Below are 21,874 nucleotides of genomic sequence, written 5' to 3' on the forward strand. Positions count from 1 at the left end.
TTTTATATGAATTACGGGAATGTTTGCCTATGATTTAGGTATATCGCTAAATCTTTTATTTGGACTAGCATAATGACAAAAAATGTTGTATTATGAATCTACATTTTGAATAAGAGAACGAAAACCATTCAACGGATTTTTAGGAGGTTAACAAGTGGAAAAAGAATTAGTAATCGTACTTGACTTCGGCGGTCAATATAATCAATTAATTGCCCGAAGAGTCAGAGAATGTAATGTATATTGTGAAGTTCTTCCTTATAATACGAGCATTGAGCGTATTAAAGAAATAGCACCGAAGGGAATCATTTTTACCGGTGGTCCTGCAAGCGTATATGGAGAGGATGCTCCTCATTGCGATCCTGAAGTATTCAACTTAGGAATTCCGGTATTAGGTATCTGCTACGGCTGTCAGCTTATGACCTATCTTCTTGATGGCAAGGTAACCAAAGCTCCCCTCAGAGAATACGGAAGAACCGAAGTAAATGTTACTACTACTTCCAAACTATTTAAGGATATCTCCGAGAATACAATCTGTTGGATGAGTCATACCGATTATATCGAAACTCTGGCTTCTGGCTTCAAAGTAATCGCCCAATCTGATTCCTGCCCGGTTGCTGCAATTGAAAATACCGACAGAAATCTATACGGTGTTCAGTTCCATCCTGAAGTTGTTCATACCCCAGAAGGTACAAAGATGCTTCATAACTTCCTATATGAAGTATGTAACTGCTCCGGTGACTGGGTTATGTCTTCCTTCGCGGAAGAGATGGTTGCATCTTTAAAGGAAAAAATCGGTGACAAAAAGGTATTATGTGCGTTATCCGGTGGCGTTGACTCTTCTGTGGCTGCTGTTATGATCAGTAAAGCAGTTGGCAAGCAACTTACCTGTATCTTCGTAGACCACGGCTTACTTCGTAAGAACGAAGGTGACGAGGTTGAACAAATCTTTTCCAATCAATTCGACTTAAACTTTATTCGTGTAAATGCACAACAACGTTTTTATGATAAATTAGCAGGTGTGTCTGAACCGGAAGAAAAAAGAAAAATAATCGGTGAGGAATTCATTCGTGTTTTTGAAGAAGAAGCTAAGAAAATTGGTACAGTAGACTTCCTTGTACAAGGAACCATCTACCCCGACGTAATCGAAAGTGGCCTCGGTAAATCTGCTGTAATCAAAAGCCACCACAACGTTGGCGGTCTTCCTGATTACGTTGACTTTAAAGAAATCATTGAGCCCCTTCGTAACCTCTTCAAGGATGAAGTAAGAAAAGCCGGCTTAGAACTTGGTATCCCTGAAAAGTTAGTATTCCGTCAGCCTTTCCCAGGACCCGGTCTTGCAATCCGTATCATCGGTGACATCACCCCTGAAAAGGTAGCCATCCTACAAGATGCAGACTTCATCTACCGTGAAGAAATTGCAAAAGCAGGCCTTGACCGTTCCATCGGCCAGTACTTTGCAGTACTCACAAACCTTCGTTCCGTAGGTGTTATGGGTGATGAAAGAACCTATGATTACACTGTAGCACTTAGAGCTGTTACTACTACTGATTTTATGACAGCGGAGTTCTCCGAGCTTCCTTGGGATTTACTTGGTAAGATAAGTAATAGAATTGTAAATGAAGTGAAACATGTTAATCGAATCTGCTACGACATTACGGGCAAGCCACCGGCAACGATCGAGTGGGAATAATCGCGTAAAGCTACAAGCCATACTACGAAAGAAAAAGGAGCTCAGTACGAATTTATTCGTATCTGAGCTTCTTTTCTTGAGCTAGCGGGCGCCAGCCCGCGTGTTGATGAATACGTAGTATTCAGCAACTAGTATGGCGTAACTTAAATGTATTTTCTAGCGCATAAGTTTTCCGATATATATTTTCTAATGATTAATAGGTGACTATGTATGTTTTTCACATTGATTTGTGGACATTGTAGCCACCTATTATATTAATTTAGAGGAGGTCTTCCTAGTGGAAAACAATCAAAAAGAACTTCCTATTAAAAGACGAAAAAACTCACAGTCTATTAGCTTTTGTTATGGCATTAGGAACGAAAAATTTATGTATACCTCAACCTTTTTCTTCAACCAATTATTTTATATTCTATTAACTAATTGATTTTTACAAAATTATTTACTAGTGATATAATGGGATAAGCTGGTATATAAAATATATATCTACTGAATTTAGCTAATTTAATTTATATATTTATTAATAAATTAAAAACTGGAGGAGAGTTGCAGTGTATTTGCTAAAAAGTGATAAAATCAGATCCGATATATGGATAAATTGCATGGCTGTTGGTCTTTAATAACACTTCTTTTTTTATGAAAAACATTTATACAATGAACGGGATTAGACACTCCAAATTTATACATAGAACTTATCCTTCCTTTAATTGTATAATTGTTTCTATATTATATGGGGGTATACTATGGTTTTAAAAGCAAATATTATTATTAGATTGTTTTTTATGCCTTATTTATTTTGTTTTCTATATTATTTATAACTGTGATTTATTTTCTCATCACTGATTTTCAAACCGACATGCTATTAGGCTTAATTATATTTCCATGGATGATGCTGTTCCACTTTCGGTTTATAAACGGCTGTAAAATAGAATTAAAAGGTTCAGAAGTTATACTAAAATCATGGAAAAATGGCTTTTCGAATATAGATGAAAAAGTAGGAGACTTTTTGAGCCAGATAAAAATACCTAGTAGTAAAGTATCAATAATAAATATATATGAAATACAAACTTTAATGATAGGTTCTCTTACAGATATAAAGAAGTTCTGTCAGAATAATGGAGACATAATTTTAGAAAAGGAAATCATTAAATTTAAAAAAAATTTGAGTATTAATTCAAATACAATTACTTCAATATCAATTAGTTCTCGAACTTATATGTATTTTAAGTTAAATAGTAACACTTCAAAAATTGTTGATGTAAATATGATTACAAGAAAAAATTTAAAAAAGTTTATTGAAAAATTAAAAACATTAAACAAAGAAATTATTAGTTACCCATAATATGAGTATCTTTCCCCGTCCTTTTTGAAGGTATAAATTTATGACTGCGGAATTCTCAGAACTTCCTTGGGATTTACTTGGAAGAATCTCTAATAGAATTGTAAATGAAGTAAAACATGTGAATCGTATCTGCTACGCCATTTTGTTAACACTAATAGAATTGCTTCAAGCAAAGGGAATTAATCTAGTCAGTAATAAAGAAAATATTGATACTTCAACACCGACTGGTAAACTAATGCTTACCATGATAGGTGCAATTAATGAATTTGAACGTATGAACCTTTTAGAACGGCAAAGGGAAGGCATAGCATTAGCTAAGGCTGAAGGTAAATATAAGGGTAGAAAGGAAACAGGATATCCTTCTAACTGGAAAGATGTTTATAACCAATGGAAGACTAGAAAAATTACTGGTAATAATGCTATGGAGTTACTTGGACTTAAACGGAATACATTTTATAAATTGGTGAAGGACTATGAACTAACAATCAAGTCCTATTAATCAATGAAACTAAAGTATAAAAGGGGCATTTATATGGATAAGAATAAAATTGCAAAAGTTGCAATAGACGAAATAATAAATCCAACCTTTGAATTAACTAAGCAATATTTAGGAGTAAATATGCTAAAAATGGAGAATAATCTACCACTGATAGAAGATATCATCATTTCAGAAGATAAATTATCGGCAGAAGTTTACTTTCCAGTTGTGAGTGAACCTTTCTATTTTGTCATATATTTGGATTTGGTTCCTAAGCTGAAAGTTAGATTTATGAATATGTCTGCTGGTAACAGGGTAGAGTTATTTGTTTCTTCTGATAGTATTGAACTTGATGAGTTTATTACATTATTGCAGATTAGCACCAAAGAAAAATGGTCTAAAGGACAAATTAGGATTATTAATGGCATAAGAAATTGTCCGCCTCATAACGATAGTGGTTTTATTTATGCACCAATTGATAAAACTTCGGGTGAAGTTGAGGACAAATTAGACCATCTATTAAATGAATTAGTACCTTATAAAGATGTTCTTAGAGAACTTGAGAAATTAGCAAATGTTGAAATTCAGGTAACATATTATGGTTATAAGGATGAGATGTGGGGCATCAATTTCAAGCCATATACAATTCAAATGATATCAGAAATTGGTGTATCATTGGATATTGATTTATATGCTAGCGGAAAGGATTTGAAGTAGTTTTATTAATTTTGACTCATAGAAAATTATTTTTAGATGCTTTGATATAATAATAAAAATCAAGGATATGGAATGATGAATATAAAACTCGTAGAAGTACGGATAGTTCCTATTTAACTTATAATTGTAATATCGAGATTATATATTATGAAAAGGTGATCATATGAGTAAAAACCAAAACGACTTGCAAAAAATTAAAAACATATACTATATCTTAGCATTTATCGCAGTACCTATCTTTTTTTCTGCTATTACTTTACCGCTTTCTTGGATATGTAATCATGTACCCGATGGTATTGTTGGACTTGTATTAGTTTTGGGATATATTGTCGCTATTGCTACATCAATCTTTAGATATGAAAAAATTCTCTTAAGAAAATACAATAAAGTAATCGCTGCAATCAAGGCCAAAGCAAAAGACAATAATTAAATTCCCTCGTACGAAATCAGCATAACACATTACAAAGTTGCTTTGTAATCGTATACAAATATGAATTGAACAGTATTTATATAATAAACAGTATTATAATTTGAGATTAGGAGGGTATCCATTTTACCATATATCATTGGCAGTATCGCAATGTTAATTTATCTTGCATGTGCTGTATCGGCTATTTCTATTACATACAAAATAAAAAAGAGCAAAAAAGCTGAGAATAAAGAAGAATTTTGTTGAGAAAATTAATGTTTAAAGATCAATGGCGAGTAGCTTCTTTCTCGTAGCAGCGCTGGTTGTTATAATAATTTTTGTTGTATCGATGGGAATGGGAATTCTATTGCAAAAACGTTGGTCTAAATGTATGGGTTATATGTAAAGAAGGTGTTTATCTATTTTGGGAAAAAGACCGTATAATCAATTGGGATGATGTCAGTGATTTAAAATATAGAGAAATATGTATTATAACTAATTTTAATTTTAGGCTTACATTCAGGGCTCATGGTAGAAAACATCGAATTTTTGTATTGCCGAATGATTTGGAACTTGTTCAGAGTTTATGTCATCAACATTCTCAAAATATAATCTACATAAGTATCCCAATTTCCGGTATCATTAGTTACAGTAAGCTGAAACGCATAGCTACCCGACTTGTTTTAAAGATTAATATTAAAAAGGATAAATCAAATCATATATCCATAAATTGGTATTTAATGATTTACATTGTAGACTTTGCAATTTATAATATAGTTAAGAATAAAACTATAGACAAATTATTGAGCAAAATGAAAGTGACTGTGGCTAGAACGTTCATGAAATCAGTGAGTGATGGAAGGCCTACATACACCGCAATATCTAAAAACATAGTTAACACCTGTGAAAAGGGAAAGGAAAACTAAGAATATAAAGAAGGGGTTTTACAATGAAACATATACCAGCTTTTATTCTCGTAGGCCTGTTCATAATGTCCATGACATTAACAGGATGTGCCAAAGTAATCAAAAATCCAATTAGCTCAACCATTACCCCTAGTAACTCTAAAGATGAAGGTAGTAAAATCAGCCCAGTGGCTACTCGGGCGATCGATCCGGAAGATAAAATTATCAATATTTATAGTTTCACAGATGAAGTTTATAAATGTACTCATAAGTTCAAGGAACTTCATCCTGACTTCCCTTATGAATTCAAGAGCTTTTGCTGGGCTGGGACAGACGGCGATTATCAGACTGATCTTGATCAAGCTATTGCTGCCGGTGGTACAGATGCACCCGACATTTACTGCGCGGAAGCTGCTTTCGTAATGAAATACACCAAAGGTGATATGTATCAGCATGCAGCACCTTATAAAGATCTCGGTATTGACGTTGATAACCTCTTAAAAGAAGCAGATATTGCTCAGTATAGTGTTGATATGGGAACCAATCCAGATGGCCAAATTGTTGGTCTTGGTTATCAGTCAACCGGTGGCGCATTCATCTATCGACGCTCTATCGCGATGGATGTATGGAACACAGACGATCCTGCTACGATCAAAGATAAGATTGGTCCAGGCTGGGATAAATTCTTCGAAGCTGCAGATGAATTAAAGGCTAAGGGCTATGGTATTGTATCTGGTGAAGGTGATATCTGGCATGCAGTCGAGAATAGTGCAAAAGTTGGCTGGTTAGTTGATGGTAAAATTCATATTGATCCAGAACGAGAAAAATTCTTGGATTATGCTAAAAAGTTTAAAGATAAGGCTTATACCAATGATACACAAGACTGGGAAAATCCTTGGTATGCAGATATGCAAGGAAAAGGAAATAAGAAAATCTTCGGTTTCCTCGGTCCAGTGTGGTTAATTAACTATGTATTGACTGGACATTCTGGCGGAGAAAAAGTTGGCAAAGGCACATACGGCGATTGGGCAGTATGTGAACCGCCTGCTGGCTTCTCTTGGGGGGGAACATGGATTCTTGCAAACAAGGATACTAAGAAGAAATCGGCTGTAGGTGATATCATAAAGTGGATTACCCTTGACAGCTCTGATACCGGACTTCAGTACTACAGCGCGAATGGTACTTTGAATTCTGATGGAACAAAGGATTCCGTTGCATCCGCTACTGTTATGAAGAAATCTAACGGTAAACTTGATTTTCTTGGAGGACAGAACATGTTCGATGTATTCATTCCAGCAGGAAAGTTAGCGACCGGTTTAAATAAGACTGAGTTTGACGAAAAAATCAACAATATCTGGCGTGATCAGGTACGTGCGTATACATCAGGCAAGAAAACAAAAAAACAGGCTATCTCCGATTTTAAGCAAACGGTAAAAAAGAACCTTGATATTGATGCGGAATAAGTTTAGTAGGTTTTTTCCAACAACCCAAATAGCTTTTGTTAATCTGCTAAAGAAAGCAAGATTGAGTATAAAAATTTTAGTAACCGGAGAGATTTCGCTCTGGTTACTTTTTTAAATAGGAATTTTTATAAACCTTATCTTGAATGGAACTTTATTCAAAAAGACAAAAAATATTCAAAAAAGTATTTCATAACGTCAGATTAACTACAATTCTTACGAATGTATATAATAACCGGTTACATAAAGGAGAGGTTGATACTATGATCACAGATAAAGATTTATTGTTGCTCCTGCAAAATAATCCCGAACGGGGTCTTGATAAGTTGATTAGCATTTATTCCGGGCTAGTTTATACCATAGTTTACAGCAAACTTGCTGACAGTTCGTCGCAGGATATTGAAGAATGTGTTAGTGACATTATTTTTGAATTGTATAAAAATCGAAATTATATTGACTTGCAAAGGGGTTCAATAAAAGCTTATTTGTCGGTAATTGCAAAAAGAAAAGCCATTGATCATTTCCGAAAAATAAGTTCAACTGTTCAAAATCTATCAATCGATGATGTAAAACAAGTTGATTTACCTGCAAACAACAATATTGAAGCGGAAATCCTGAATAGAGAGGCCAGAAGCATCTTGATACAAGAGATCAATGCGTTAGGGCAACCGGATAGCGAGATATTTATAAGAAAATATTATTTGGGTCAAAGCACAAAATCAATTGCGAGATCACTACATCTTAGAGAAAATACCGTAGATAAAAGAGTGTCACGTGGCTTAATAAAACTAAGACAATCGCTAGGAGGTGTTCTTTAATGGAGGATAAAGTATTGGATATATTTGATAATCTTGAGATTGAAGAAGCCGAAAGATTATTAAACTGTGATGTTAATATTGATATTGATAAAAAAGCGAAAGATCGGATTCGTAAACTGGTTTATAAAAAAGCAGGCTTGCGATCAAAAAAACATTTTATATCAAAAAGTTTACTTGTATGCGCAGCTGCCGTCATTATTCTTATAACATCGTTATCCGTTATTGGGATAGACAGTGTAAAAGCTGCAATTAATCAAGTATTTAGCTTTATACCCGGTTATGGAATCGTTGAAAACAATGACACCATTCACTATATTTTAAGCGATACCGTATCCTCAGAAAATAAGAACGCTATCTTAACACTGAACAATGCCGTTGCCACAAAAGACAGTATAACGGTTACGTTCACTCTACAGCGGAAAAATTATTCTAAGGAACAATTAATAAAGGATAAGCAGAAAGAATGGGATCAGCTACAAAAAAGCGATAAGTTTACACATTCTAATGTTATCTTATATACGAATGGTAAGGAATATACGGATTATGTTGGCTCGACTGGGGGTGGTACTACAGACACTTCTAACTTTACCTATACGTTAAACCCTGATGAGATTAACAAGGATGCCACCTACAAACTAACTTACAAAGATTTCAATTTATCAGTGGAATTTAAACTTAAGGATTATCAAACTTACAATAATCTTGAACAAATTGGTTCCACGGGTTATCACAATAATATTTCACTAACCGCCGTGCCAACTTTTGTTGGAGATAAAATTGAGGTGAATTTATACTCGATTAATAAAAGCCAATATAGAATCAATTCATTTAACAAAATATATTACGGATATAAGGGGGATGATTTGAATCTGGTAACGAACAGTGGAACAAAATCATACTCATTACCTGATGGTTTTAATGGTGTTAACCAGAAATATATCTTCAAAGTAAAACCGACTGATACCAACTTCACTTTAAATATCCCCTATATCGTCGTTCAAAGTAATGAGCATAAGAATATATCACTACCTATTCCTAACGTTGACCAAGTGATTGATGTGAATAAGCAAGTGAAATTTAATGATAGTACGATGACCATTGTACGTGTTAAAAGAGTTCATAATAAGAGTGGTGGAAATGATAGCCTGATGCTATATATTCGTTATGATAATAAGAGGAGTAATCTCATCCTGTTTAGTTCTAAATTTAATAGAATCAACTTTTGGGGAACTACTCAAAGCGGAGGGTACTCTTCCACTATTGATACAAATGATATTGAATCCACGGTATATTATGATTTAGAGAAGGGTGATAAAGCAACTCTTAGATTAAAGATTTCAGAGCCTAACTATTTTCTGACCGATGCTTATCATTTGAAATTTGACAGAAAATAATCAAAGCAAAAAAGGGATGTTACAAAATAAATAGCAACATCCCTTTTTTCAAAACCTTATTTCCATTCATCTTTTAATTGCTTTAGGTAATCTGCCGCCTTTTTAGGATCTGCTTTTGAGGAATCAAGTACTAGATCAAATAATATATTGGTGCCCTTGTATTTTTTATTTACGCTGATTAATCCTGTTTTTTTATTATAATTAAAAGCATTTACATTATAGAATGGCGAATCTAGTACTGCCAAATACATAGTTTTATCCGCAAATACTTCAATGTTATCACACTCGATAATTCTGTAAAGAGTGCCCTTAATCACTTTCTCTGTATAACTTCCATTCATACTTACAATATTATAAGTCCAAGGCTCTAACCCCTTAATTAGTGGTGATATAAATAAATCTAGACTATCACCGTCGGACATCTTGTCCCCGTTTGCTTTATCTATAGCAACCGCAATGTAAATTCTGTCCGGATGCAGATCCCAGGCTGTTCCCGTTCTATCGCTAATCGATTTTCCTGTTACATGTCCTAAATATGTGACCTTATATAAACCATCGGTAACTGTTTTTTCTACTTCCTTACCATTCTTATCAAAAGCATTTGCCAGTTTCTTATCGTCCAGTTGTTCTGCTGTTTTACCCGGCGACAGGTAGTGATATGCAGCATAAGCTGTTACTGGAATAATAAGTATGCATAATATAATCGCTGCTACCATAACCCATTTTTTACTTTTCATTTTCATAATGCCACTCTCCTTCATTAAGACCGTGTTATTCAACTCATCTGAAGGGTTCTTTGTAGGAGATAAGGCAACTTTTAGAATTTTATCTATATCATTCATAGTCTAAATCCTCCAAATATAACTTTAATAAGTTTCTTCCCTTATGAAGTCTACTTTTCACTGTACCCATAGGAATATGTAATACCGTACCAATCTCTTCAACAGACATTTCAGCAGTATAATACATATATAGCACAGTTCGTATTTTTTCAGGAAGTTGCTTAACTCCGCTTTGCACAGCTTGAATAATTTCCTTCTTTATCATTACCTCTTCTGGCTGGCTATTCGGATCTTCCATATCATTCATAAGATTTTCACTATATTCACCAATTTGGACATACTTCTGCCTTACAGCAAATTTCTTTTTATGATTCTGCCATATCTTTACCGAGATTCCTATCAGATAACTTTTAGGGTTGCCACTGCTATCAAGTTTGTGGCGTAACTCGATAGCTTTCAGGATGGTGTCTTGATATAGATCATCTGCCTCAATTTTACTTCCAGTAAGGTTACAACAAAAGCTATAAATATGCTTACCATATTCGATTATAAGTTGCTTTAGCTCATCTGTTGTCATATATGAATCCCCTTCCAGTTTTTATCAACAGTAATTTAACCATCCTATATAGTATTGTAACGAAAATAGAAATGGTTCATTTAACCCTGACTTCTAGCTTTTTATTTAGTTATTATAAAAACCTAGAAAAATCAACTTTTCCTAATCAATATAACGATATAATAGTATTGTTAATGCTCTATATTTTTCCATATTATAGCATTTCAATCGCCTTTTTTCAACAAACTCTAAACCACATCAATAATGTTATTCAACGACGTACTGCTAACTATATCCACCCCCACCCAAATAACCCTTGCAAATACTTCCACCAAGTATTATGATGAAAGTAGTTGCAAAAACAACTATATTGAGAGGAGGATGCATGAAAACTTTTGATGAAGTTGTTCAAAGTATCTTTGAAATTGATAAGCATACTAAACTATTTCTGCGTAACAGGTTTAAGCCCTATGGGTTAAATCTAGCGGATGGATTAATTCTGATGTGTTATTACGGAAGGAATAAATATTGTAGATTGGGCAGTGACATATCTGATGATTCCCGTGCAAACAGTAAAACTCAGGACCAGATTGTTGGGCAGCTGCATTTTGATAAGAGCGTAACGGCGAGAGCAATGCAGAATTTAGAGCAAAACGGATATCTTATTAGAACAGATAATCCGGAGGATAAGCGCTCCTATCTCTTTACCCTTACTAAAAAAGGACAGGCTTTTGAGTTGACTTTAACTAACATTATAGAAGAATGGCATGAATCTCTCATACAGGGTATTGATAGTACTACACTTGAGCTAATCAGAAAAAGTTTACATACAATATCTGAAAATGCAATTGAGGGTAGTAAATCTTAATTATGATCAGAAAATTAATTGATTATTAGGGAGGAAAGAGTGAAAGATAAATCTTTCACTCACAAAGTTTGAGCCTGTGTAATCCTCGGCTCAAACTTTATATGCGCATAAAACGTGCGCAAGAATGGAGGAAAAATGAAGCTTTTATATTTTACGGCAACCGGCAACTGCCTCTATGCTGCCAAAAAATTTGGAGGAGAATTGATATCCATTCCCCAAGCCATCAAGGAGGAGAAATACGAATTTAGTGATGATAAAATCGGTCTTGTAATTCCTATCTACTGGTTAGGAATTCCGTTATATGTGGAAGACTTTTTAAGAAAAGTAAAGTTAAATAGTAACTATATTTTTGCAGTTTTGACCTATGGCAAATTTGCCGGAAGTGCTTCCGTTCAACTACATGAGATAGCGAAGGATTCCGGAATTCATTTTTCCTATATTAAGTCGCTTCAGATGGTTGATAATTTTTTGCCAAGCTTTGATATGACAAAACAAATAAAAGGTGAGTCTGAGAAGATGATCGATGAAAATCTTCAGAGTATCATCAATGATGTCAATTCTTCTAAAATTCTTCCACCTAAGTCTTCCCTCTTAGCAAAATTCATCTCAAAACGTATGAAAAGGAAAGCAATGATTGGTGACGGACTGGCAATGGACTTTCTAGTGGAGGATTCCTGCATCAAGTGTGGAAAGTGCGTAGTGCTATGTCCTTTGGATAATGTGAAAGCAGAAGGATTTAAACCTGAATTCGGTGCACGGTGCATGAGCTGTCTTGCCTGTACACAGAATTGTCCGACGAACTCAATCCGAATTCGAAAAGAAAAGAGCAATGCAAGATTCCGAAATCAACATATAACATTAAAAGAAATTGAAGATGCAAATAGATAATACCTTCTATTACATATAAAAATGCACCAGGAGCAGTTACAGCTCCTGGTGCATTTTTATGTCTTGTCTAAATAATGATTCAATATGTTGCAGAACGAGAAATCGTCATTGATTCTTTAACTAATTATTTTATCTTACTTCATACTCAATCTTTTGTTTTTACTCAATCTTTTGTTCTTACTCCATTTTTTGTTCTTACTCAATCTTTTTGTTCTTACTCAATCTTTTTGTTCTTGCTCAATCTTTTTGTTCTTGCTCAATCTTTTTGTTCTTGCTCAATCTTTTTGTTCTTGCTCAATCTTTTGTTCTTACTCTATAATTACTAACTGTTCTTTAAATCGTCCAGGTAACTACTACTCCAGTCACAGTATAACTTTTGTTGACGTATTCCTAGATCAAGCATCCGAAGAACATATTGATGATTATGCTCATTCTTGTAGGGATCCATTAAAGCCCGGTATGTCTCATACAGTTGTAAGTATTCGTTATTTTGTTTATAAAACCTCTCCAGATGATGGATGATGTCAAGCTTGTTATTGTCGTCTGCCAAAAAGAATTTAAGTAAGGCTTCACTCCTTACAGTATCCTTTTCATACTCCTGTGACATCCATTGATTGAATACTTCTGTTCCTTTTTCAGTAATTCTGTAGCGTATCTTGCCTCTATTGTCCGGCTCCTTCTCTTCGGTGCTTTTAATCAATCCTTCTTTATCCATCGCATTCAACTCAGGATAAATCTGTCCGTAACTTTCCTGCCAAAAATAAAACATTTTCAGTTCAATCTGGTTCTTTATTTGATAGCCCGATAGATCTTCATCTCTTAGCAGGCCTAAGATAACATATCTTGTCTTTTTTTTCATAACCTTAGTCTTTCTGTAGATATTGATTTATTTTATTAAGCTTATCTTGATTGTTATCTTGTAATTTAGCCGGATTTTTAAACTCAATCGTATCTAGGATGGTATTATCTTTTAGAAGTTCTTTCATTTTAGAGAAGCACTTTTCTGCCCCTCCTCCTGCATGTGTGGCAACCAATATGATTTTCTTGCCGCTAATCTTGTAATCATGAAGGAAAGTATTAATGGGCGGTGTAAATGTTCCAGCCCAAATCGGTGTACCAATAATTAATGTATCATATTGGTCGATATCAATCTTTTCATTAATTAATCTGGGTTTTTCCCCAAAAGTAGCACTTTTTCCACCCCATATAAATTTACTGATTTTTCCTGTCGGATATTCCTTACTCGGTATTAGCTTGATACTATCTATCGTATTTTTATCTGCAACCTTGTTCACGATGTATTCCACATTTCCTTCTAATGAGTAGTATATAAATGCTGTTTTCATGTTCTACCAACCTTTCTTCAATATATCTATTAGATATATATTATCTATCTTTTAGATATATTATATCTAATCCTTTATTTTGTCAATCATAATTTTACCAGAATCTTGTTCAGACCGATTAATCATTACTTTTCTATTGATAGAACAAAATTAAGAATGTCCTTGGCTCATTCTCGCACTGTGCGCGTTCCCCATAAGTAGATAATTATAATACACATATATGTTTTGTGATGATTGTGTTTCCTTCATGAGGTAATCTATATTCTAAAGATACACTGACTTTATCTACGTATATAACATGACCTTTCCTTACAATAAAAACGCTGCCGATTAGTATCTGTCGACAGCGTTTTTTCATAAATCATTTACTTATTATTCCTTGTATACTGATATGTTACCACTCGAAGTCTGCGTCTTAATCTGAAGGGATGGGTTCTCTCCTACCATTCCGTTCGCATGCTTTTTATGCTTATCCTTTGTCAACACATCATCAAAGTCAGTTTTGATATGTCCACTACTGGTATCCGCGCTAAATCCAAAGGTAGCATCAGTAGGAATCGAAAGCTTAATATCCCCACTACTCGCACTCATTGTAATTGAACTTGTGATCTTTTTCACATCAAATGATATTACACCCGAGGAGGTTTCAAATTCACCGCCTCCTTCCAAAGCAGATATCTTTAATGCCCCACTGGTTGAGGAGGCATCGATCTCTCCGACTGAATCCTCAACATGTATAGTCCCTGAGGATGTATTCAACTCCTTCTTACCGTTCGTTCCATCAATTCTTATATCCCCGCTCGAACTTTGGGCATGTAAGCTTCCTATAGATTTTTCGATATAGATTGCTCCTGACGAGGTTGATACCTCACTATCTCCCGTGCCGCCAAAAACCTTTATACTTCCGCTGGCGGAGGATACGCTTCGATTTCCCTCCGCTTTTTGCAGTCTGATATCGCCACTTGATGTACTCACGTTAAGATCCCCCGCAGTTACTTCGTTAAACCGAATGCTCCCGCTTGCACTGGACGCGTTAAAATCTTTCAATTTTAAAGCCAAGTCTGATTTAATCGTACCACTTGAGGTGGACACCGTCAGACTTTTCGAATACCATGACGGGAGATAAATTTCTACTTTACCATTACGATTTTTATTTAAGAATAGATGAACAATCGGTTTTTTACCGTGCACCAATAATCGACTGCCTTCTGTTGTTATGGTAGACAATTCATCCTTATTGGGCGTATTACGTTTATACTCTTTGACTACGAGTTCATTCGAATCACTTGTTAGAAATTCAACCTCATCCGAGTAAAATCGAATATCTAAATCATCAATGTTTTCCATCGTCACTTTTTGTGTATTGACTAATTTTAAATTCGTTACAAAATCATTATCAACCAGAGAGCCGCGATTGATAATCCATATCATAAATACTACTAACATAACCGCGATTAGGACAAATGCTCCCACTATGGCTACGACCGCTTTTTTCATTCCTTACTCCCCTTCAATTGAAATAATAACAATATGATAAACTGAACACAAATTGCAACCAAAAATAATACCCAAGTGATATACCAAGCCATTGTTAAAAAGCTAACAACAAAGTAAATCATTAAAATGAAGCTCCAAAGTATCAATGAAACTGATACTTTAATTGATTTTGATTTTGTATTCTTTACCTTCCATTCTTTAAACTCCTCCACCAACGTATCATTCCTTCTTACGTATTTGGGATATAAGCTATACATATATACGAGCATGCAGGTTGGTATGATATCAATAAGAAGCATAATAATGAATCCAAACCAAATATAATCAAATTGATTGGCACCCCAGTACCAACTAGATTGATACGTATTCATCATTCCAAAGAACAAAAATACGATAGCACTGAAGATGTATATTCCGATTGCTACTGTTTTATAGATTGCAGCTTTCTTTGCTTTTTCAAAGCTCATAAACCTATCTTCACTTTCTTCTTCCTCTAGTCCCCTGAACAATTCTGATACATTACCGATTGATATAATAACATTCTTTGTTGCATCTTCCGGTGAGATTCCGTCGCTTATTAAGTCCTGATATCTGTCTTCTGCATTGGATAATAGCTCTTCCTTTAATTCCAACGCTTTACGGGTTTTGGGTGCTTTTTCGAAAAGCCCGTTTAGTTGATTCCTTAATTTCTCATTCATAGAGATAGCCCTTCCTTTCATCAAAGCATGCAGACTATATATAAAGAATAAGTTGCATGTGAAATGTTTTATTACTTACTAATTATTTTAATAGTTTATCGATAATTGCCTTTGCACTTTCCCAATCCTTCTTGTACTCCTGATAAGCTTCTTTTCCCGTTTCTGTGATTGCATAATAACGGCGTCTCGCACCGACATCTTCATTTCCCCAATATGATATTATTAGGTTTGCCTGCTCCAACCTTCGAAAAGCCGAATACATAGTTGCTTCTTTCAATTCATAAAGATTATCAGTCTTCTCCATGATTTCTTTATTAATCTGATAACCATAACTATCCTTCTCATACAAATGTGCTAAGATAATCGGTTCTGTATGGCCTCTAATGACATCCGATGTAATTGACATGATAACTCCTCCTTACTTTATCACTATTATATTCCAACATACCTCGCCTGTCAAGGTATATATTTTAGTAATGTATATGTTACCATGAAGTAACTACAACTCAATTACAATTAATATCTGCAATCTACGAAGCTATCCATAGTACACTCAATCATGGTACCTTTCCTCTTTTATTCTATATTTATTTCTCCGTAAGCAAAAATGAGCCATAGCGCAAATTCTAACACCGAATAAAAAAGGATCAGGGTTCAAATCCCCAATCCTTAAATATCATTTCTTATATTATAATTCTAGTATAGCTAATACATTCCATTATCTATTTTAATTTAACTACATCAAAGTTAGCGTTTATAACCGTCCAAACCGGAGGATAATACAGCATAATATTCCAAACTCCCTTGCCTTGAAGTTGAAAATCCACTACTAATTTGCACATGGCCTCAATGGTTCGAACATCAATAAACCATATAATATGCTGATATGCATTATCAAAACTGAATTGATTATAATTAAAGTATGGCGTTAATGAATCATTATCAAATTGTATCTCTGCTGATAGCTCCTGCGCCAGCCCCAGTACAGAATAGACTGAAAGAGACGAAGCACTAGACTTTTCCGGAATATATGGTAGCCTCCAATCATATCCGATAATAGGTATCCCAACCATAACTTCTTCAGGAGACACCGAAGACACCACATACTCCAGTAAGGATTTCATATAATTTATATTAGTAACAGGAGCAGGTGGACCGTAATCTGACCCCCATTTAAATTCTATAAAAATAATTTCATCCGTGTATTTACTCATAGTCGCATAATCAATGTTATCAAATGTAAATATTTGATTTACTGTTTTCTGATTATAATTAATCGTTACAAAGAAAAGATACCCTTCCTGCTGTAGGCGTTTTGATATTTTTTGTACAAATGATTGATAAAAGGCTTCATTCTCTTTATTTAAATAATTGAAAACAATATTAATTCCTTCATAACCTTTTAGCTTCATTATATCTACAAATTCATTGATATTTTTCTCCTGGATATTTTCATCTCTTAGTACATTATTCGCTACTTCTAAATTAGGTGTCCCTTTTGGTGTAAGTGTTGTTAGCAGCATCAACGGAACTGTACCATATTTTTTAGCTGTTAATATAATTTCTCTATCATCCTGATATTCAATAATTTCCCCTTTTTCAATTGTAGTATAGTTTATAATCGATAGATACGTAAGTTCTGGCAAGGTTCTAAGTAGGCTTTTACGGTCAATAAACGGATACGCAAACCCCATTGTGTTGATTTTTCTCGACGTATTATAGCTGATAACAAGTGTTTCCCCCGGAAATATATTCTCTCTGTCTGTAAGGAATGGATTGTTTCTTAAAAGCTGCATAATCGAGACATCAAATGCTATCGCAATACTCTCAAGCGTATCCCCATTTTGAACAACATAAGTTTGTTTTGGATATGCAATTACTAATGCCTGCCCAATCAGTAGCCCATAGGGATATAGTAATCCATTATTCTCAATTAATCTATCCAGATCAACTCCGAATTTCTCGGCGATTGAATTTACGGTATCCCCAATTTGAACAATATAAATATCCATAAACAACCCTCACAATTCACACTTACTATCAGTATATGAACCTCATACATAAAATATATTGTAACTAAAAAACTTAGTGAGAATGTGGTTAACTTTTTGTCGCAGTATATTCATATTATTATCTCGCGAAGACATCTTCCTCCAACAGTTCATTGTCTTTGGGCAAGAAAAAACGCTTCACACCCATTTCTTGCAGCCTATTTTCTGAAAAATACTCTCTTATATCTTCTCTTGTTTCTATGCAATGATTGAATGTATCCAAATGTACGATTATAAATGTAAGCCTGGGATTAATACGAATGGTTCTCTCCAAATCCATGATATTCATAACGATTTGATTACTGTTTAAAAATTTTGGAGAGCCAGCGTTCATTAATAATATCTGCGGATTGAACTGTTCAATATTATGTTTGATGGAATCATTATAAATAGTATCCCCAGTAATATATAACGTTGGTTCCTCCTCTGACTGCAATATATATCCACTCGTGATACCCATTCTTTTCTCTACCAATCCGCAACCATGCTGCGCAGCAACACGAGTTATCTTTATCATTCCATAACGAATACTTTTCTGAATGGGGAATACATTGACAAATCCTTTCTCCCTGATTGTTTTTTCATCTTCTTCCTGACAAAGTACCGGTATCCCCTTATTCAGTACATCATAAGCCACAATATCAAAATGATCATTGTGAGTATGAGTATTCAGGATGAAATCCACATCAAAAATTGTATCCATTGGAGTGCTCAGGTCAACAAGTGGATTCTGTCTTCTGTTTGGAGTCAGCGGAATCGCATTGTAAGTATCTTTGGGTGCTAATACCGGATCAACCAGTATTTTCGCTCCTGCATAAGTTATAATTGATGTAGCATGCCTAACGTGTAATAATTTCATATCATCTCACCTTTTCTCTTAATTATTTAATCGTCTTCCTTGAAAGGAATTTGACATCCTAACTAAAATTATAATAAAATAACGATATGGAAACAATTTTCTAATCAACATAGATGGCTGTATTTACTTTCATTATGAAAATGTTTCACAGCTAATTCTTACATTGCAATAAGAGAAGCGGCATATAGTATGAATTATTAATAGAATAATTCACATCTCTAAATTTGTGCCTGCGAAATTCTCAGAATAATCTAACATAAAGGTAAGGTACAAATCTACATAAATATAAGGTACAAACCTACACAAAGGGCAGTCATAATATGTTAGAGGGAATTTTATGTTTATACTGTGAGGAAGGGTATGGTTGTATATATGAACATTGATTCGGTAGATTTTCAGATTATAAGCTTACTAAAAGAGAATTCAAGACTATCCTACAAGGAGATTGGAGATATGATTCATCTTACCGGTCAAGCGGTAGGCGCAAGAATCTCCGAACTTGTTGAGGAAGGCTTCATTGAGAAATTCACGATAGCGGTGAATAACGAAAAGCTTGGTTTACCCATTACCGCCCTTATAAAAATATATATGAAAACTCTGGACCATAATAAAATGAAACGTTTGATAAAGAATACGGAGAGCATTACGCAGGCATATCGAATCAGCGGCGATTGTTGCTACCTAATTCAGGTCGAAACTTCATCAAATGAGATTCTTAACAACATCCTTGATGATATTAATGAATTCGCTACGTATCAGCTCTCCTTATCCATTGGAAAGCTTAAATAATTTAAGAATAACGATAGAATGGTTTTGGATAGGGTGGTGCAAAGCATTCAATTACCTTGTTCTCCTGTGAACCATGGAAATCCACCAGCACTTCATCCAGTGCAGTATTCACTATCTCTTGTAATTTCTCTGAGGAGATATTAACCCTCATATTCATTAATAGTCTACCACTGTCAATTTGAGTCTTTAATTTCCGATCCATAATATTATCTCTGTATATACTCACACAGCTCAGCTTACATATTGAGACACTGGTCTCCATATAAATCTTCATATGTGCAATTTCACAGGATTCTGTTTTTAAGCTCTTCTTTACCTTGTCTGCTACACTACTAACAAAAAAGTTCCCGGATATTCTTTTTTGCATCGTTACACTGGTGCTAAGACTGAGCCATCCAAGCTGAGCCTCCGCCCTTGCATACACATCATAATTCAAATCCAAGCTATATCTTGCGTAATTCTTACTACTTATACTGAGGCGTTCACATTCTGCTAACCATATATCTACCCCTGAGTTTCTTCTTGAACTGATATAAAGGACTCGCTTATTCGTGTATTTAATTCGAAAGAAGCTCTCTATTCTCTGAATTTGAGATTGCGCAAGCATATCTGAACGGTTCACTACTATGATATCCGCTTCTTCCATTTGCTTAAGCATAAGGTACTCTGTTTCCTTTGTCAGATATCGATCTATGGAAATCACTTCATTAATCAAGCGGATCGGATCTACAATGACCGATAATGGCATTAATTTGCAATATCCAATTTTGCCGTATCGTATTGGTTTCATCATAGTTGCTACCAGATCCACGCAGCTTCCTACCGGCTCCACCAATATATAGTCATACATCCCTTTTTTGTTTAGCTCCAGAATTCTTTCATTGAATTGATTGAAATCAGATCCGAGTAACCCACCTGTTACCGTTACAATATCATACCCCTGATACCTTATATATTCCGTATCCACTATACTGCCACTGTGTCCATTCGTAATGATTGCGACTCTTTTTCCCTGTTCCACATAATACTTCGCAGCAGATGTAATAGCCGTTGTCTTTCCAGCACCAAGAAATCCACCAACTATCATAATATTCGTTTTCCTCAACCCAGCCACATCCCTTTCTATGCTTATCCTTAATGACATATCATCAATACATTGCAAACCACTCGTCATATCATCATATGAAATCGATCCGTGTTTGGGTAGTTGGGCTCAATCATAATTACTATTTTTTAACATTATTATTGACAAACAATAATTTTGTAGTTATAATTATCGTAAAACAATAATTACGGGGGTGTTTTATGAATAAAATCAAACTGGGTTTATTGATAGAAGGCGTTCTATCTGTCATTCTTGCTTTCACCTTATATTTTCTTGGTGAAGTAAAAGAATCTTTGTATCTTTTATCATTACCATTAATAAGATTGGGGGGTTGGCTTCGCGACTTATCACTAATATCTAACCTTGGTAATGTATTTGCGATTGTTATCTATGTTCTGATTTGCGTTATTCCTATATTGTATTTTCTTTTCAAAATCAAAAAAAGTTCATTACAAAAATCTGATTCTATCCTTATAGTTATCAGTTTATATTTATTTTTTATGCTCTATCAATTTATTAACCCTGAATTATTGATGAAACATATTCCCAATGATGTAGAAGGTATGGACTTTTTACCCATCATCAAATTAGCATACGCAATTATCTTTTATGTACTATGTTTCAGTTATTTTGTCTTCCATATGCTTGAAAGCCTTCATTATGGGAAAGCAAAAAACAGAAAAGCCTTTTTATGTAATGAATTACAGAAGCTTTTAGTCATTTCAGCCGCACTTTATATCTTTCTAATTGGTTTCTTTCGCACTTTTGAAATGTTAAAAGAGTTTCAGACTTTTCAGGCGCAGTCCTCCTCTCAGACACAAGATTTATTTCCACCAATGTTTCACTATAATGTAATACTGGGTAACTGTTTTATCCTACTCTCCTATTTACTTGATGCAATCCCAATACTATTCTCCATCGCTATATTAATTGGTGGGGTACATTTACTAAAATCAATGATTGATCATCACTTACAGAATGGTGAAATAGCTGCCGCAAAGCAACTTGGTAGAATAAGCAAAACAACGGTATTCATAACCGTAATATGCAATCTGTTATCAAACATATTGCAACTAATTTTTTCAAACCAACTTAGTAAAACAAACTATTCCTTACAAATATCCTTTACTCCTTTGATTATCGCATTCGCAGCCTATATCTTGGCCGGATATTTCAAAGAAAGCAAAGCCTTATATGATGAAAACAATATGATTATCTAGTAATG

21 protein-coding genes and 1 pseudogene are annotated in these 21,874 nt (G+C 34.5%); 12 read left to right on the forward strand and 10 right to left on the reverse strand.

The window, feature by feature from the left end:
- The first annotated feature begins 154 nt into the window (after nt 1-154).
- The 8 genes and pseudogenes from guaA to AC6IWN_RS14295 all read left to right on the forward strand — a co-directional run bounded on the left by guaA (nt 155) and on the right by AC6IWN_RS14295 (nt 9,210).
- A complete protein-coding gene (guaA, locus tag AC6IWN_RS14260) occupies nt 155-1,690 on the forward strand; it encodes a glutamine-hydrolyzing GMP synthase (protein WP_497988089.1) in 1,536 nt (511 codons plus the stop codon).
- A gap of 1,003 nt (nt 1,691-2,693) precedes the next feature.
- Nucleotides 2,694-3,029: a hypothetical protein gene (locus tag AC6IWN_RS14265; protein WP_497988090.1), complete on the forward strand. Its 336-nt coding sequence runs from the start codon at nt 2,694-2,696 to the stop codon at nt 3,027-3,029.
- Between the two features lie 37 nt (nt 3,030-3,066).
- Nucleotides 3,067-3,528: pseudogene (locus tag AC6IWN_RS14270) on the forward strand (GMP synthase (glutamine-hydrolyzing)); the annotation flags it as partial.
- A 33-nt stretch (nt 3,529-3,561) separates the two neighbouring features.
- Nucleotides 3,562-4,224: a DUF4279 domain-containing protein gene (locus AC6IWN_RS14275; protein ID WP_497988092.1), complete on the forward strand. Its 663-nt coding sequence runs from the start codon at nt 3,562-3,564 to the stop codon at nt 4,222-4,224.
- Between the two features lie 163 nt (nt 4,225-4,387).
- Complete coding sequence (locus AC6IWN_RS14280; RefSeq protein ID WP_497988093.1) at nt 4,388-4,654, forward strand: hypothetical protein; 267 nt, start codon at nt 4,388-4,390, stop codon at nt 4,652-4,654.
- A 928-nt stretch (nt 4,655-5,582) separates the two neighbouring features.
- Entirely contained in the window at nt 5,583-7,001 is a 1,419-nt protein-coding gene (locus AC6IWN_RS14285; RefSeq protein WP_497988094.1) for a carbohydrate ABC transporter substrate-binding protein, read from the forward strand.
- A gap of 260 nt (nt 7,002-7,261) precedes the next feature.
- Nucleotides 7,262-7,816, forward strand: coding sequence for a sigma-70 family RNA polymerase sigma factor (locus AC6IWN_RS14290; protein ID WP_497988095.1), 555 nt, complete (start codon nt 7,262-7,264; stop codon nt 7,814-7,816).
- Nucleotides 7,816-9,210, forward strand: coding sequence for a hypothetical protein (locus tag AC6IWN_RS14295; RefSeq protein WP_497988097.1), 1,395 nt, complete (start codon nt 7,816-7,818; stop codon nt 9,208-9,210). The genes AC6IWN_RS14290 and AC6IWN_RS14295 overlap by 1 nt, the downstream gene beginning before the upstream one ends.
- A 56-nt stretch (nt 9,211-9,266) precedes the next feature.
- On the opposite strand, the gene AC6IWN_RS14300 is transcribed toward AC6IWN_RS14295, so the two are convergent.
- Both AC6IWN_RS14300 and AC6IWN_RS14305 read right to left on the reverse strand, forming a co-directional pair.
- The gene (locus AC6IWN_RS14300) at nt 9,267-10,052 is read right to left on the reverse strand and encodes a hypothetical protein (protein WP_497988099.1); all 786 of its coding nucleotides are present in this window, start codon (nt 10,050-10,052) and stop codon (nt 9,267-9,269) included.
- The gene (locus AC6IWN_RS14305; protein WP_497988101.1) at nt 10,045-10,569 is read right to left on the reverse strand and encodes an RNA polymerase sigma factor; all 525 of its coding nucleotides are present in this window, start codon (nt 10,567-10,569) and stop codon (nt 10,045-10,047) included. The genes AC6IWN_RS14300 and AC6IWN_RS14305 overlap by 8 nt, the downstream gene beginning before the upstream one ends.
- Nucleotides 10,570-10,933: 364 nt before the next feature.
- Between AC6IWN_RS14305 and AC6IWN_RS14310 the strand changes: the two genes are divergently transcribed.
- Nucleotides 10,934-11,416: a MarR family winged helix-turn-helix transcriptional regulator gene (locus AC6IWN_RS14310; RefSeq protein ID WP_497988102.1), complete on the forward strand. Its 483-nt coding sequence runs from the start codon at nt 10,934-10,936 to the stop codon at nt 11,414-11,416.
- A 135-nt stretch (nt 11,417-11,551) separates the two neighbouring features.
- Complete coding sequence (locus AC6IWN_RS14315) at nt 11,552-12,304, forward strand: EFR1 family ferrodoxin (protein ID WP_497988104.1); 753 nt, start codon at nt 11,552-11,554, stop codon at nt 12,302-12,304.
- Nucleotides 12,305-12,626: 322 nt separating this feature from the next.
- On the opposite strand, the gene AC6IWN_RS14320 is transcribed toward AC6IWN_RS14315, so the two are convergent.
- From AC6IWN_RS14320 to AC6IWN_RS14350, 7 genes are all read right to left on the reverse strand, one after another.
- Nucleotides 12,627-13,163: a PadR family transcriptional regulator gene (locus AC6IWN_RS14320; RefSeq protein ID WP_497988105.1), complete on the reverse strand. Its 537-nt coding sequence runs from the start codon at nt 13,161-13,163 to the stop codon at nt 12,627-12,629.
- Between the two features lie 4 nt (nt 13,164-13,167).
- Nucleotides 13,168-13,650, reverse strand: a complete 483-nt coding sequence (locus AC6IWN_RS14325) for a flavodoxin family protein (RefSeq protein WP_497988107.1) — start codon at nt 13,648-13,650, stop codon at nt 13,168-13,170.
- A 372-nt stretch (nt 13,651-14,022) separates the two neighbouring features.
- Nucleotides 14,023-15,147, reverse strand: a complete 1,125-nt coding sequence (locus tag AC6IWN_RS14330) for a DUF4097 family beta strand repeat-containing protein (protein ID WP_497988109.1) — start codon at nt 15,145-15,147, stop codon at nt 14,023-14,025.
- Nucleotides 15,144-15,845 carry a permease prefix domain 1-containing protein gene (locus AC6IWN_RS14335; RefSeq protein WP_497988111.1) on the reverse strand — a complete coding sequence of 234 codons (702 nt, stop codon included), beginning with the start codon at nt 15,843-15,845 and terminating at the stop codon, nt 15,144-15,146. Before AC6IWN_RS14335 ends, AC6IWN_RS14330 begins: the two co-directional genes overlap by 4 nt.
- A gap of 82 nt (nt 15,846-15,927) precedes the next feature.
- A complete protein-coding gene (locus AC6IWN_RS14340) occupies nt 15,928-16,251 on the reverse strand; it encodes a PadR family transcriptional regulator (RefSeq protein WP_497988113.1) in 324 nt (107 codons plus the stop codon).
- A 316-nt stretch (nt 16,252-16,567) separates the two neighbouring features.
- Nucleotides 16,568-17,857 (reverse strand): LysM peptidoglycan-binding domain-containing protein, encoded by a 1,290-nt coding sequence (locus tag AC6IWN_RS14345; RefSeq protein ID WP_497988115.1) that lies wholly within the window; start codon nt 17,855-17,857, stop codon nt 16,568-16,570.
- A gap of 118 nt (nt 17,858-17,975) precedes the next feature.
- The gene (locus tag AC6IWN_RS14350; RefSeq protein WP_497988116.1) at nt 17,976-18,755 is read right to left on the reverse strand and encodes an MBL fold metallo-hydrolase; all 780 of its coding nucleotides are present in this window, start codon (nt 18,753-18,755) and stop codon (nt 17,976-17,978) included.
- A gap of 360 nt (nt 18,756-19,115) precedes the next feature.
- Between AC6IWN_RS14350 and AC6IWN_RS14355 the strand changes: the two genes are divergently transcribed.
- Nucleotides 19,116-19,544, forward strand: a complete 429-nt coding sequence (locus AC6IWN_RS14355) for an Lrp/AsnC family transcriptional regulator (protein WP_497988118.1) — start codon at nt 19,116-19,118, stop codon at nt 19,542-19,544.
- A gap of 1 nt (nt 19,545) precedes the next feature.
- Here the strand turns inward: AC6IWN_RS14355 and AC6IWN_RS14360 are convergent, their stop codons facing one another.
- Complete coding sequence (locus tag AC6IWN_RS14360; RefSeq protein WP_497988120.1) at nt 19,546-20,649, reverse strand: GTP-binding protein; 1,104 nt, start codon at nt 20,647-20,649, stop codon at nt 19,546-19,548.
- 200 nt (nt 20,650-20,849) lie between these two features.
- On the opposite strand from AC6IWN_RS14360, the gene AC6IWN_RS14365 reads away from it, so the two are divergent.
- Complete coding sequence (locus tag AC6IWN_RS14365; protein ID WP_497988122.1) at nt 20,850-21,869, forward strand: hypothetical protein; 1,020 nt, start codon at nt 20,850-20,852, stop codon at nt 21,867-21,869.
- Nucleotides 21,870-21,874: the final 5 nt, after the last annotated feature.

The sequence above is a fragment of the Variimorphobacter sp. HTMS_6 genome, from assembly GCF_059717775.1.